The sequence below is a fragment of the Streptomyces sp. NPDC050161 genome (genome assembly GCF_044460025.1).
Lineage (GTDB): Bacteria > Actinomycetota > Actinomycetes > Streptomycetales > Streptomycetaceae > Streptomyces.
The window spans coordinates 273,722-287,380 of sequence record NZ_JBITJM010000005.1; the positions used below are offsets into that span (position 1 = coordinate 273,722).

At 69.1% G+C, this 13,659-nt stretch carries 13 protein-coding genes; 3 read left to right on the top strand and 10 right to left on the bottom strand.

The annotated features are described in order from the left end of the window. Positions 1–2 precede the first annotated feature (2 nt). The 3 genes from ACIBK8_RS11195 to ACIBK8_RS11205 are packed head-to-tail and all read right to left on the bottom strand — an operon-like array spanning position 3 to position 3,214. The gene (locus ACIBK8_RS11195; protein ID WP_399041477.1) at positions 3–1,070 is read right to left on the bottom strand and encodes a Zn-dependent alcohol dehydrogenase; all 1,068 of its coding nucleotides are present in this window, start codon (positions 1,068–1,070) and stop codon (positions 3–5) included. Then, complete coding sequence (locus tag ACIBK8_RS11200) at positions 1,070–2,266, bottom strand: acyl-CoA dehydrogenase family protein (RefSeq protein ID WP_399041478.1); 1,197 nt, start codon at positions 2,264–2,266, stop codon at positions 1,070–1,072. The genes ACIBK8_RS11195 and ACIBK8_RS11200 overlap by 1 nt, the downstream gene beginning before the upstream one ends. Positions 2,267–2,302: 36 nt before the next feature. Continuing rightward, complete coding sequence (locus ACIBK8_RS11205) at positions 2,303–3,214, bottom strand: SDR family oxidoreductase (RefSeq protein ID WP_393683517.1); 912 nt, start codon at positions 3,212–3,214, stop codon at positions 2,303–2,305. Between the two features lie 99 nt (positions 3,215–3,313). Here ACIBK8_RS11205 and ACIBK8_RS11210 point away from each other — a divergent pair, with 99 nt between their 5' ends. Then, the gene (locus ACIBK8_RS11210; RefSeq protein WP_399041479.1) at positions 3,314–4,240 is read left to right on the top strand and encodes a cyclase family protein; all 927 of its coding nucleotides are present in this window, start codon (positions 3,314–3,316) and stop codon (positions 4,238–4,240) included. A gap of 98 nt (positions 4,241–4,338) precedes the next feature. Here the strand turns inward: ACIBK8_RS11210 and ACIBK8_RS11215 are convergent, their stop codons facing one another. The 3 genes from ACIBK8_RS11215 to ACIBK8_RS11225 form a co-directional block, all read right to left on the bottom strand. Further along, complete coding sequence (locus tag ACIBK8_RS11215) at positions 4,339–5,991, bottom strand: methyltransferase domain-containing protein (protein ID WP_399041480.1); 1,653 nt, start codon at positions 5,989–5,991, stop codon at positions 4,339–4,341. A gap of 295 nt (positions 5,992–6,286) precedes the next feature. Then, positions 6,287–6,562, bottom strand: coding sequence for a hypothetical protein (locus ACIBK8_RS11220; RefSeq protein ID WP_399041481.1), 276 nt, complete (start codon positions 6,560–6,562; stop codon positions 6,287–6,289). A 130-nt stretch (positions 6,563–6,692) separates the two neighbouring features. After that, the gene (locus ACIBK8_RS11225) at positions 6,693–7,070 is read right to left on the bottom strand and encodes a DUF6415 family natural product biosynthesis protein (RefSeq protein ID WP_399041482.1); all 378 of its coding nucleotides are present in this window, start codon (positions 7,068–7,070) and stop codon (positions 6,693–6,695) included. Positions 7,071–7,270: 200 nt separating this feature from the next. On the opposite strand from ACIBK8_RS11225, the gene ACIBK8_RS11230 reads away from it, so the two are divergent. Further along, positions 7,271–8,611 carry a tetratricopeptide repeat protein gene (locus ACIBK8_RS11230; RefSeq protein WP_399041663.1) on the top strand — a complete coding sequence of 447 codons (1,341 nt, stop codon included), beginning with the start codon at positions 7,271–7,273 and terminating at the stop codon, positions 8,609–8,611. A gap of 53 nt (positions 8,612–8,664) precedes the next feature. Continuing rightward, the gene (locus ACIBK8_RS11235; protein ID WP_399041483.1) at positions 8,665–9,135 is read left to right on the top strand and encodes an NUDIX domain-containing protein; all 471 of its coding nucleotides are present in this window, start codon (positions 8,665–8,667) and stop codon (positions 9,133–9,135) included. Between the two features lie 191 nt (positions 9,136–9,326). Here the strand turns inward: ACIBK8_RS11235 and ACIBK8_RS11240 are convergent, their stop codons facing one another. The 4 genes from ACIBK8_RS11240 to ACIBK8_RS11255 form a co-directional block, all read right to left on the bottom strand. Then, positions 9,327–9,806: an ATP-binding protein gene (locus ACIBK8_RS11240; RefSeq protein WP_399041484.1), complete on the bottom strand. Its 480-nt coding sequence runs from the start codon at positions 9,804–9,806 to the stop codon at positions 9,327–9,329. Between the two features lie 451 nt (positions 9,807–10,257). Then, on the bottom strand, positions 10,258–11,235 hold the full coding sequence (locus ACIBK8_RS11245; protein ID WP_399041485.1) for an acyl-CoA dehydrogenase family protein: 978 nt from the start codon (positions 11,233–11,235) through the stop codon (positions 10,258–10,260). Between the two features lies 1 nt (position 11,236). Beyond that, positions 11,237–12,391, bottom strand: a complete 1,155-nt coding sequence (locus ACIBK8_RS11250) for an acyl-CoA dehydrogenase (RefSeq protein ID WP_393683531.1) — start codon at positions 12,389–12,391, stop codon at positions 11,237–11,239. Beyond that, positions 12,391–13,581, bottom strand: a complete 1,191-nt coding sequence (locus ACIBK8_RS11255; RefSeq protein WP_399041486.1) for an amidohydrolase family protein — start codon at positions 13,579–13,581, stop codon at positions 12,391–12,393. Before ACIBK8_RS11255 ends, ACIBK8_RS11250 begins: the two co-directional genes overlap by 1 nt. Between the last annotated feature and the right edge of the window lie 78 nt (positions 13,582–13,659).

A 13,659-nucleotide genomic window follows, 5' to 3' on the forward strand; every position in this document is an offset into this window, starting at 1 on the left:
GTTCAGAAGACCAGTACGCCCCGCGCCACCCGTCCGTGGTGGGCGTCGTCCGCCGCCTTCGCGAAGTCCTCCACCGGGTAGGTGCAGGTCACCAACTCGTCGAGCAGCAGCCGTCCTTCGCGGTACATCCGGGCGTAGAGCGCGATGTCACGCTGTGGCCGCGAGGAACCGTAGCGGCAGCCGAGTATCGACTTGTCGAGATACATCGACGACACCAGGAACGACGCCTCGGCGGTGGCCGGCGGTACGCCCAGCAGCACCGCCTGGCCGTGCCGGTCCAGCACGTCCACCGCCTGCCGGATCAGCCGGGTGCTGCCCACGCACTCGAAGGCGTGGTCGGCGCCGGTCGGCAGCACCGCCTTCACCGCCTTGACCGTGTCCGGCACGGCGGACGCGTCGATGAAGTGCGTCGCGCCGAACTGCCGTGCCGCCGCCTCCTTCGCCGGGTTGGCGTCCACCGCGACGATCACCGAGGCCCCGGCGATCCGCGCCCCCTGGAGGACGTTCAGGCCGATGCCGCCGGTCCCGATGACCACCACCGAGTCCCCGCGGTCCACCTTCGCGCGGTTGAGCACCGCCCCGACGCCGGTCAGCACCCCGCAGCCGATGAGCGCGGCCGAAGCCGCGGGGACGGCCGGGTCGATCTTCACCGCCTGCACGGCCTTGACGACGGTGCGCTCGGCGAAGGCCGAGTTGGAGGCGAACTGGTACAGCGCCTCACCGCCCCGCCAAAACGGCGTACCCGGCATCCCGATCGCCTTGCGGCACATCGTCGGCCTGCCCCGGTCGCACTCCGCGCAGGTCCCGCAGTTCGCCAGCGTCGACAGGGCCACCCGGTCACCGGGCACGACGTGGCCGACCCCCGCGCCCACCGCCTCCACCACCCCGGCGCCCTCGTGCCCGAGCACCACGGGCACCGGGAACGGAATGGTGCCGTCCACCACCGAGAGGTCGCTGTGGCACAGCCCGGCCGCCTCGATCGCGACCAGCACCTCGCCAGGACCGGGGTCGCGCACCTCCAGGTCGTCCACGACCCGGGGCTTCTCGCCGTCGAAGATGACGCCTCTCATCAGTTCTCCAGTCGGGGGAGGCCGAGCACGCGCCCGGCGATGATGTTGCGCTGGATCTCGTCCGAGCCGCCGTAGACGGTGTCGGCCCGGGTGAACAGGAACAGCCGTTGCAGCGGGTCGAGTGCGTAGGGGGCGGCGGGGCTCCAGTCGGCCGGGCCGAGCGTCGCGGCGGCGCCGCGTACCCGCATGGCCAGTTCGCCGAGCCGCTGGTGCCAGCCGCCCCACAGCAGCTTCGCCACGCTGGGCGCCCCGGGGCCGCCCGCCGCGCCCAGGGTCCGCAGCGCGTTCCACCGCATCACCCGCAACTCGGCCCACTGGCGTACCAGTTGCCCGTGCAGGACGGGATCGCCGAGTGCGCCGCAGCGGACCGCTTCGCCGATCACCTCGTCCAGCTCGGCGGCGAAACCGATCTGCTGGACGAGGGTGGACACCCCGCGCTCCAGGGCCAGCAGGCCCGTCGCGACCCGCCAGCCGGCGCCCTCGCCGCCCACCACGTGCCCGGCATCGGCGACCGCACCGTCGAAGAACACCTCGTTGAACTCGGCCGTGCCCGACATCTGGCGGATCGGCCGCACCTCGATCCGTCCCGGCTGGTCCATCGGCACCAGCAGGAAGGAGAGCCCGCGGCGGCGGCGCTCGCGCGGGTCGGTGCGGGCGAGGACGAAGCACCAGTCGGCGTCGGCGGCCAGCGACGTCCAGATCTTCTGCCCGGTGATCCGGTACGCCGCCCCGTCCCGCACCGCCGCCGTACGCAGCCCGGCCAGGTCGGATCCGGCGTCCGGCTCGGAGTAGCCCTGGCACCACAGCTCCTCACCGCGGGCGACGGCGGGCAGGAAACGGTCCCGCTGCGCCGCGTCCCCGAAGGCCAGCAGCGTCGGCGCGAGCAGGTTCTCACCGATGTGCCCGACCCGGCCCGGCGCCCTGGCGCGGGCGTACTCCTCGGCCCAGACCACCTGCTGGGTCAGGCTCGCCGCGCGGTTCCCGTACCCGCCGTGCGCACGGTCCCAGCCGATGCCGATCCAGCCGCCTGCGCCCAACTCGCGCTCCCACACCCGGCGTTCCGCGGCGTCCTCGTGCTCACTGCCGGGCCCGCCGCGGCCGGCGAGCGCGGCGAACGGGCCCGCCAGGCGCTCCTGGAGCCACTGCCTGGCCTCACCGCGGAACCCGTCGTCCGCGCTCCCGAACCCGAAGTCCATCCCAGCCTCCCCACATTCGGCCGTACCGGACAGCTCCTACCGGTTGGGACGCGTGCCCGCCGCGGCTGCCGCGGCCATCGCCTCCAGCTGCGCCAGCATCGGCATCGGGTCCGTCCCGACCGTCCCCGGCAGGAACGCGGCGATCCGCTCCGGCGTCCACCCCTCCTCGCTGTAGGCGGCGCGCAGCTCGCGCGGCTGGGCCCAGACCGCGACCTTCGGGCCCGCGATCGTGTAGACCTGCCCGGTGATCTTCTCCTCGCGGGCCTTCTCGCTCAGCAGGTAGACGACCAGCGCCGCGACGTCCTCGGGCTCGCCGATCTCCGTCAGCTCCATCGGAACGTTCGCCGACATCCGGGTCCGCGCGACCGGCGCGACGGCGTTGGCGGTCACCCCGTACTTGTGCAGGCCGAGCGCCGCGCTGCGCACCAGCGAGATGATGCCGCCCTTGGCCGACGCGTAGTTGGCCTGCGCGACGCTGCCCTGGTGGTTGCCGCTGGTGAAGCCGATGAGGGTGCCCGAGCCCTGCTTGCGCATCACCGCGCTCGCCGCCTTGAAGACCGTGAAGGTGCCCTTGAGGTGGGTGGCGACGACCGGATCCCACTCCTCCTCCGACATGTTGAAGAGCATCCGTTCGCGCAGGATGCCCGCCACGCACACCACCCCGTCGATCCGTCCGTAGCGGGCGAGCGCGGTGTCCACGATGCGCTGACCGCCCGCCATCGTGGAGACGTCGTCGGCGACCGCGACCCCCTCGCCGCCTGCCGCCTCGATCTCCTTCACCACGGACGCGGCGACCTCGCTGCTCGGTTCGCCGCCCTCGATGGAGACCCCGTAGTCGTTGACGATCACCTTCGCGCCGTGCGCGGCGCAGGCGAGGGCGACCGCCCGGCCGATGCCGCGCCCCGCGCCCGTTACGGCGATCACCTTGCCGGTCAAGAAGTTCCCCATGCCGCGCCCCTTCCCGCAGTTTCTGACGGACCGTTAGATTTTTGAGCAGTCCAGGTCCGAACACAAGACCCCGAGCCGAACCCGCCCCGAGGAGGGCCCGTGCCGCTGCCGCAGGAGTTCCACGACCTCGCCGAACGCGTGAACAACTGGGGACGCTGGGGGCCCGACGACGAGATCGGCACCCTGAACCTGATCACCGACGAGGTGGTACGGACCGCCGCCCGCTGCGTCCGCCGCGGCCTGCGCATCCCGCTCGCCCTCCCGCTGCGGCAGGACGGCGTGCAGACCGGCGCGATCCCCGGCAGGATCAACCCGCTGCACACCATGACCGCGATCAACCAGCAGCTGTTCGGCCCCGGCACGGTCGCCACATCGGACGACGCGGTCACCATGAGCCTCCAGGCCGCCACCCACTGGGACGGCCTCGCGCACGTCTCGCACTCCGGCCGGCTCTACAACAACCGCCCCACCGACACCGTCACCGCACACGGCGGCGCCACCCGCCTCGGCATCGAGAAGGCCACCCCCCTCACCTCCCGCGGAGTCCTGCTGGACGTCGCCCGCGCCCACGGCACCGACCAGCTGCCCGGCGGCTACGCCGTCACCCCCGAAGACCTCGACATGGCCGAGGAGTTGGCGGGCGCCACGGTCGGGCCCGGCGACATCGTCCTGATCCGCACCGGCCAGCTGCGCCACTACCTCGCCGGCGACCGCCAGGCATACGCGTTCCCCTCACCCGGCCTCTCCGTCCGCACCCCGCAGTGGTTCCACACCCGCGACGTGGCGGCCGTCGCCAACGACACCCTGACCTTCGAGATCTTCCCCCCGGAGATCGAGGGCCTGTGGATGCCGGTACACGCACTGCACCTGGTCGAAATGGGCATGCTCCAGGGCCAGAACTGGAACCTGGAGGACCTGTCGACCGCCTGCGCGGAACTGGGCCGCGCCACGTTCTTCCTGTCAGCGGTCGCCGAGCCGTTCACGGGCGGCACGGGGGCGCCGGTGGCGCCGGTGGCGGTGCTCTGACGGGGTGCCCCGTACATGATCGGCGCGACCTCACCGGCGGCCCGTCGCCGACACCGTTCCCGGCGTCGGCGATGGCCTGGTGGCCGGTGGAAGGCCGCTCAGCCGTCGGCGTCGCGCCTGAAGTGGAAGATGCCCCAGGTGAGGTGACTCCCGCGGCCACCGTCGATCCAGTGGCCGAGCCCCTTCTTCATCTGGGCGAGGTAGTCGTGGCTGATCCTTCTCGCCAGCCCTTCGGCCTCTTGGCGCCTGGTCTCCTCAAGAACCCGCGTGTAGTGGTTCACCAGCTGCTCGCGGTGCTCTTCGAAGCCCTCGTCGACGGCGGTGAATCCGAGCCGGTTCAGCTCGCGTGTGTAGAAGCCGGGCGAGCCCATGTCGTCCAGATGGATGCGGTCGAGGATCGGCTGCAACATGTCGGTTGAGCCGCCGTCCGCCGCCGCCATCGGGTCGGTGAAGAGGAGATGGCCGCCGGGCCGCAGCACCCGCGCGATCTCCTCGAGGACCCGGACCCGGTTCCCGCTGTGCAGGAAGGCGTCCTGGGACCAGATGACATCGACGTGGTCGTCCGGGTACGGGATGTCCTCGAAGGACCCGTCCACGACCTCGATCCTGTCGGTGAGCGCGCGGGCCGAGTTCAGCTCCTTGTGGCGCTGGTTCTCCACCTCGCTGAGATTGAGTGCGAGCACCCGGCAGCCGTACGTCTCCGCCAGGTACCGCGCCGAGCCGCCGAACCCGGAACCGAGATCGAGCACCACGGAATCCCGGGTCAGCTCCAGCTTCGACGCCATCCGCTCGACGGTGCGCCGGCTGGCGTCCACGATGGGCTCCACGGGGCTTTCGTAGAGGCCGATATGAATGTCCTCGCCGCCCCACACCGCGGCATAGAAGGTGTCGGCGTCGGGCGAGTTGTAGTAACTGCGGGCGGTGCCGACCGCGCCTTCGTACTGCCCCCCGCCCTCCATCCGGTACTCCTTCTCCGCCACGTGCACGAAGAAGTCCGGCTGCTCACCCCGGTAGGTGTGCTGGAAGTCGCCATAGGTCTCGACGCGTTGGAAACCCACGTCGGACATCAGCCGCCGGGTGTAGTCCTTCCGCAGCGGGAACATGTTGAGGTGGTACGTGGAGTTGTCCGGGAAGCTGTACCGCATACGGCACAGGCCCTCGTCGACATACTCCGGCTCCACGATGACATCCTCACCGCAGTAGTAGTACCTGTGCTTGCTCGTGAACCCGTCGTCCAGGATCGCATCGTAATTACGCTGATCCAGTACGAGAATTCCGTCGTGCTTGAGCATCGCGTAGAACTCGGCCAGCGCCTTGCGCCGGTCACGTTCCGAGAAGAGATGCGTGAAGGAGTTGCCGAGGCAGACGATGGCATCGTATTCCCCGTGGACGTCCCTGTTGAGCCACCGCCAGTCCGCCTGCACGACGCGCAGGATGTGCCCTCCCTGCTTCGTTCCGTTCTCGAACGCCCTCGCCAGCATGTCCGCACTGCCGTCCGCACTGACGGTTTCAAAACCGGCGGACAGCAGCCGTACGGAGTGAAATCCGGTACCCGTCGCGACATCGAGCACACTTCTCACCCCCCACTTGCGCAGCAGGTCGATGAAGAAATTCCCTTCGCTCTCCGCCCTCTTCTCCCAATCTATGAGCGAATCCCATTTCTCGACAAAGCTGGGGACGTACTCCTCCGTGTAATGCCCGGTTTCGCGTACTTCGACAGGGTTGTCGCCGAACTCTTGAGCCGGTTGCACGATGATGAGGAACCCTTCAGTTATGGCGAATGGTGCCCTGGCGCGGCGGCCCAGGACGGCACAGGCTCCAGACCTGAGGGCCGCGCGGTCCAATCGCATCGCTGTCCAGGACCGCGGGGCCCCATGCACCAAAATTTCGTATACATCGACGGAGCCGACACGAATAGCGGCCCTGGCCAGCGCCTTTCCTGCCTCAAGATTCTTTGGGGCAGCAGAGACCACAGACACCTCATATATCGGGTAGCCGCGGGCGAATCGCCCCGCCGACGAAATACAGCCACGCCCGCAAACCGCTCTAGTCCGGGCCCGGCCGTTGCGCGCGATGCCCGTCGATCAGGTCCAGCGCCCGATTGACCTTCCCGGCGAAGTCACCCGCCTCGGCCACGGAAATCGACCCGATGAAGATCTTGTGCTCACGACGCCGACAGCCGCCGCACGGCTCCTTGATCTCGATTCCATCGAAATCAATCCCCAGCCGCCGGAACGCGTTAACGAAATCTGTGGCCTTCTCTTCGGCTTCTTCCCTTTCGCTGGTAGCCCAGTAATCGTGTCCGATCGTGTCGAATTCCATGTGTTGTGCTCCTCTGTTGGTAGGGGTTACGCGGCGATGCGGGCGGTGAGGCGTGTCCGAGTGGGGGTGGGCGGCGTGCCGGGTTTCGACGAGAGGAAACGAACTGCCTTGCCTCGACACGTCATTGCTGTCACTCCTGGTGGTCGATGAGCCATCGGCAATCGCGTGCGAGCTGCTGCACCTGTACGTGCGCAGAGAGCACGCCCTCGCCCAACCCTTGTTCGACCTGAAGCTCGATGCCGTTCAGTCGGGAAATCCGCCGGTGCCATTCAGCGCTGTCACGGGGGAGCTTGCCAGCAGCCTCCCTCGCGGCCGGCAGCAAGCGACCGATGTAGCCGCAGAGTTCGGATTCGAGTGTGATCAACGCTCCATGGTTGAAGGGCACGCTGCTCTGCCCCCGTGCACGGCTGATCGAGTACCGCACTCCGTCGAAGTCGAGGGGAGATTCGTGCCCGGCAAGCTCCGCTGCGGTTGCCTCACTCGCTGAATCCAGATCTTGCGTCTTCACCGTGTCCCTCCAGCCGTTCGACCGCTCGCCTGCACCGCAGTTGGGCAGTGCAACGTCGCCCGTCCGACAGGTAGTCGGCGGGGATGGTTCGTCCCGCTCCAGACAACTCTGAAGGCGCAGGCGGCGGTACCGTTGCCTGCGCAGTGGGACTTAAGACCTTTAAGTGCAGTCCCTGATCAAGGAGTTGAGGGCACGTGAGGATGCCTGAGCCGAACACGGGTTTGGAACGGCTTTACCGTGAAACCGGCTGGACGCTGCGACAGTTCGCACAAGAGATCAACCGCATCGGCACCGAACGCGGCACACCCCTGCGGTACCGAGAGCCCTCGGTGCATCAATGGCTCAAGGGCCACCTGCCCAAAGAAGAAGCCCGGCCGGTGATCACCGAAGCACTCTCGCGCCGACTGCATCGGCCGGTCACGCTTTGCGAGACCGGGTTCCCGCCGCACAAAGAATCAAGCGCTCAACCGAGTACCGTGGAGGGATTGCTCGACCTCGGCAGGATCGACATGGATCCCTCGCGTCGAAGCGTCGTAAACGCCGCTCTGTTCTCTGTCGCCCTGACAGTTCCCGGATGGCCTGACGTCATCGGCCGGATGGAAGCCGCGCAAGGTGGAACGACCGGCCGAATCGGTGCCGCTGAAGTCAATATGGTCGTCGCCATGACTGAGCGCATCTCAGACCTGGACGACCAATTCGGTGGCCGGCATGCACGCCCCATGGCAGCCGCGTTCTTGGTCAACACGGTCGCCCCGTACCTGCGGTCCGAAGCGTCTGAGTCGGTGCGGAAAAACATGATGTCAGCCGCATCCGACCTCTGTTACCTCACTGGATACATGGCAGTGGATGAAGGGCTGCACGGCGTCGCACAGCAGTATTACGTCAAGGCCCTGCAATTGGCAGGAGCCTCCGAGGACCATCTGACCTATTGCACAACCCTGCGGGGCATGAGCGTGCAGGCAGTCGACCTGGGGCACGGGAGAGAGTCCAAGCGGCTCGCTGACGCCGCTGCCGCCGCATCTCCCGCCGCCGGGCCCCGCATGCGGGCATTCCTCGCCGGTCAACAAGCCCACGCCTCGGCTCAACTCGGCGACCGCAGCGGCGCACTGACATATCTGCGAGAAGCCGAAGCGGCCATGGAAAAAGCCGAGTCACGTTCAAAACCGTTCGGCTCTTACGACCCGTCTTCCCTCAACTACCATGTGAGCCAGGTTCGTTACGAACTCGGAGACGTCACCGGGTCCATTTCCGCGATGGAGCAATCCGACCAATTGAGGTACGACGTCTACCGACGCGCTCGCGTCCGGCACCGGGCCACACTCGCTGAACGGCAGCTCGAAATCGGCCACTTGGAGGAAGCCTGCCGAACGTGGCATCTCGCGCTGGATGACTACCCCATGGTCCAGTCAGGACGGGCCGACCAAAGAATTTCGAGCATGTTCAAACGGATCCGCCCGCACCTCAAGAATCACGCCGCTCGGGATCTGTACGAGCGCGCACGGAACACGGCACCAACTCCCCTGGCAGCAAGTGGATCTTGAGCTGGAATGGTCTCGTTCTGTGGCACGGAAAAGCCGGTACGAGAAGGGTGCTCATGACACGGACCGAGTACTACGACGACCCAGCGGCACCCGCCCCGAACAGCCTGGTCGTCGCCGCGTCCGCCGTGATCACCGACGAGGCGGGCCGCATCCTCCTTCAGCGCCGACGGGACAACAGCCTCTGGGCACTGCCCGGCGGCGGCATGGAGATGACGGATTCACTCCCGGGGACCGCGGTCCGTGAGGTGAAGGAGGAAACGGGCCTGGACGTCGAGATCACCGGGCTCGTGGGCACGTACACCGACCCTCGCCACGTCATCGCGTACTCGGACGGCGAGGTGCGCAGGCAGTTCAACGTCTGCTTCACGGCCCGCGTCGTCGGCGGCCGACTGACGATCTCGGACGAGTCCACGGAGCTGCGGTTCGTCCGGACCGAGGAGATCGGCCACCTGCCGATGCACCACACGCAGCGGCTCCGGCTCCGCCACTTTCTGGAACATCGTGAGCGGCCCTATCTCGGCTGACCTCGTGCCACGCCCCAGGTCGAACGACAAAGGCACGCCCTTTCACCGATGTTGGTCCGGTGAACAGACGTGCGTCGTCGGTGGTGCAGGAACTGTCACGCGGTCGGGGCGAGAGATGGAGGTGCGGCCAGGGAGGCAGGACCGGCCGCGGTGGGCGGGAGTGACCGTTTCCCCGGTGCCCCGGGTGCCGCCTAGTTCGCCAGCCGTGCCGGCCGCGGGCCGCGCTGTTCGTACGCGCCCCGTTCGCCGCCCGTGGTGACCATCAGGGACTGGCCGCGGTCCACCTCGCACCAGATCCGTTTCCCGGTGCCCTCCGGCTGCCAGCCCCAGCGGTCGGCCAGGCCGTCGACGAGCTCCAGGCCGCGGCCGTGGGTGTCGTCGCCGTCGGCATGGCGCGGTGAGGGCGGGCGGGCGCTGGAGTCGACCACCTCCACCCGTACCGTTCCCACCACGGCGCCCGAGCCGGAGAAGCACATCCGCAGCTCGGCCGCGGTGCCGGTATGGACCACGGCGTTGGTCACCAGTTCCGAGATCAGCAGGATCAGGGTCTCGGTCAACGGCTCGTCGACACCTATCCCCGACCCGGCCAGCCGCGACCTGGCCCACCGCCTGGCCCGCCCCACCTCCGCGGGGTCCGGCCGTACGTCCAACTGCACCTGAAGCACCTGCACCGCTCACACCATCCGAACCGGCGGAAACTTCGCCTTGCGCCTCCACGAAGTCACGGTGCGTGACCCCGTCAAGGCACAGCATGGTTGACGTTCTGTCACCCCAACAAGCGCTTCGGGCATATTCCAGCGCAAGGGAGTATGCGTGTTGCATACTGTGCGACGCACTTTGCGGGGAGTCGAACACGGGGGAATCCGCGGCCCCCGACCGGGGCGAGGGGTGCGCAGTCCGTACCCCGGAGCCGCCTTTCCGACGGCACCGTGATCGTTGCGCCACAGAACCACTCGCATCCAAGTGAGCGTACCCGAGCGGGCCGTCGACTCCCGCGCGTGACGAGTCACACGCTGGTCACCCACCGATATCGACGCTCCGTGACCGAATCTGGCTGCCCGGTCCCGACATTTCGCGCATCGACTGCAAGAACCTGACATCGTCGGCCGCGTCAGGCGCAGTTCATCCGGCCGACAGCGAAGCGGCCAGGCGTTCCTCCATCACGTGCGCCGGCCCCCAGGTCTCCGCGCGCAGCCACCCGCGCTTGAGGTGCAGGTGCACGTCCGCTTCCCAGGTGAATCCCATGCCGCCGTGCACTTGCACGCAGTCGCGGGCGTTACGCACCGCTGCCTCGTCGGCGAGCAGCTTCGCACCGGCCACCTCCTGCTCGCTCTGGGTGACCGCCGCCGCGTACACCGCGCTCCGTGCGATCTCGGCCCGTACCAGCATCCCGGCGCAGAGGTGCTTGACCGCCTGGAACGAGCCGATGGGCGCGCCGAACTGCTCGCGGGTACGGGCGTGGGCCACCGCGTCGTCGACCGTGCGGGCCGCGCTGCCGAGCTGCTGCGCGGCGGTCAGCAGGGTGGCTTCCCTGCGCAGCCGCGGTACGTCGACGGCCGTGCCCAGGGGGGTGCGCGAGGCGTCCGACGGGCCGGGGATCCGGGCGAGCGGGGTGAGCGGGTCGACGGATGACGGTGGCCGCTGCGCTGCCGCGCGGGCCTCCGGCGCCGGGATGCGGTAGGCGCCGCCGGGCTGTCCCGGCGGCTCGTCCAGCAGGATCAACTCGTCGCAGTCGGCCGGGTGTTCCCACCAGCCGGGGCCCTGCGCGGCGTCGGCCAGTGCGACGATCCGCTCGCCGTCCGCCACCCCGTCCACCACGCCGGCCAGCAGATGGCAGGCCACCAGCGGCCCCGGGAGCAGCGCCCGGCCGGCCTCCTCGCAGACCAGGACCGCTTCGGGCAGCCCCAGGCCCACCCCGCCCGCGGCCTCCGGCAGCCGCAGCGCGAAGAAGCCGGCCGCGCCCAGTTCGCGCCAGAGCGCGCGGTCGAGCGCCGGGTCGCCGACTGCTGCCCGCAGCCGCTCCCCGCCGAACCGTCCGGCCAGCAGCTCCCGCGCGGCGGCCCGCAACACACGTTGATCATCGGTGAGTTGGAAGTCCACGTCACCGCCCCTTCGGCAAGCCGAGTATCCGCTCGGCGACGATGTTCCGCTGGATCTGCGAGGTGCCGGCCGCGATCGTGTACGAGAGCGAGGAGAGCCGGGCCGCGACCCACTCGTGGTCCGCGTCCAGCGCGCCGGCGCCCAGCACCTCTGCCGCCGCGTCGTACAGCTCCTGCCGGGCGTGCGAGTAGCGGAGCTTGAAGACCGAGCCGCCGGTGCCCGGCACGCCTCCGGTGCGCTGTGCCTCGCTGACGTTCCACTGCGTGAGCCGCCACAGCGCGGTGAACTCGGCGGCGAGCCGGCCGAGCCTGCGCCGCAGCACCGCGTCGTCCCAGCGTCCGTTGTCCCTGGCGGTACGGGCCAGCGCGGCCAGCACCCGCCGGCAGGCCACCACCTCGCCGACGAAGGCGGTGCCGCGCTCGAAGGACAGCGTGACCATGGTGACCCGCCAGCCGTCGTTCTCCGCCCCGATCCGGTTGCCCACCGGCACCCGCACCTCGTCGAGGAACATCTCGGCGAACTCGGCGGTGCCGGCGAGGGTGCGCAGCGGCCGTACGGTGACACCCGGTGCGTCCATGGGAAGGGCGAGCCAGCTGATGCCGCGGTGCTTGGGCGCGTCGGGGTCGGTGCGGACCAGGAGTTCGCACCAGTCGGCGACCTCGGCGTGCGAGGTCCAGATCTTGGCGCCGGTCACGACGTAGTCGTCGCCGTCGCGGACCGCTCTGGTGCGCAGCGCCGCGAGGTCGGATCCGGCGTCCGGCTCGCTGAAGCCCTGGCACCAGATCTCGTCCCCGCGCAGGATCGGCGGGAGCCAGCGGGCGCGCTGGCCCGCGGTGCCTTCGGCGGCGACGGTCGGCCCGGCGTGCAGCAGTCCGACGAAGTTCGCGCCGACGTAGGGCGCGCCGGCCCGCTCCGTCTCCTCCAGGAAGATCAGGTGCTGGGTCGGCGTCGCGCCCTGCCCGCCGGCGTCCCGCGGCCAGTGCAGCCCGGCGTATCCGGCGTCGTACAGCATCCGCTGCCAGGCGGTGTCGTAGGCCCGGCGGCCCGGCCAGTCGTCGGCTGCGGGGCGGGGCGGCAGCGTGGGCAGCGCCTCGCCGAGCCAGCGGCGCAGCCGGGCGCGGAAGTCCTCCTCGTCCGGCGTGTAGGAGAGGTCCACTACCGGTCCAGGTCGAGGTCGAGCATCCGGATGGCGTTGCCGCGCATCAGCTTGTACACGGTCTCGTCGTCCAGGCCCTTGACGTGGTCGAGCGCGACTTCCTTGGTGCGCGGCCAGGTGGAGTCGACGTGCGGGTAGTCGGTCTCGAAGGTGGCGTTGTCCCGGCCGACGACGTCCAGCGAGTCGATGCCGTGCTTGTCGCGGAAGAAGCAGCAGAAGATCTGCCGGTAGTAGTACACCGACGGCGGCTCGGGGATGAGGTCACGGACGCCGCCCCAGGCGCGGTGCTCCTCCCAGACGTCGTCGGCGCGCTCCAGGGCGTACGGGATCCAGCCCATCTGGCCCTCGCTGTAGGCGAGTTTGAGGCGGGGGAACTTCACCAGGACGCCGCTGAAGAGGAAGTCCATCATCGAGGCCATCGCGTTGTTGAAGCTGAGCGAGGCCTGCACGGCGGGCGGCGCGTCCGGCGACGCGGCCGGCATCTGCGAGCTGGACCCGATGTGCATGTTGACGACGGTGCCGGTCTCCTCGCAGGCCGCGAAGAACGGATCCCAGTAGCCGCTGTGGATGGACGGCAGTCCGAGGTAGGTGGGGATCTCGGAGAAGGTGACGGCGCGCACGCCGCGGGCGGCGTTGCGGCGGATCTCCGCGACGGCCAGGTCCACGTCCCACAGCGGGATGAGGCAGAGCGGGATCAGCCGCCCGCCGCTGTCCCCGCACCACTCCTCCACCATCCAGTCGTTGTACGCCCGCACGCACGCGAGGCCGACTTCCTTGTCCTGCGCCTCGGCGAAGGTCTGGCCGCAGAACCGCGGGAAGGTCGGGAAGCACAGTGACGCCTCGACGTGGTTGAGGTCCATGTCGGCAAGGCGCGCCTGAGGATCCCAGCAGCCGCGCCGCATCTGCTCGCGGGTGATCCCGTCCAGCGTCATCTCGTCCCGCGAGAAGCCGACGGCGGCGATGATGCGCTTGTACGGGAAGACGTCGCCCTCGTAACTCCACCAGTCCGTCAGCTGGCCTTCCGGGTCGGTGGTGAACTTGTACTTGCCACCGACGTAGGCCAGTTCACCGATCCCGGCCGTCAGCGGCTTCGGCCCCCGGTCGCGGTACTTCGCCGGAAGCCAGGTCTCGAAGAGGTGCGCGGGCTCGATCACATGGTCGTCGACGCTGATGATGCGCGGTAGCTCCACCGGATTCCCCTCACCGTTATCTGATGACCCGTCAGAAAGAGGCTAGCCCCGCACCCTCTGGACCGACAAGGCGCAGGC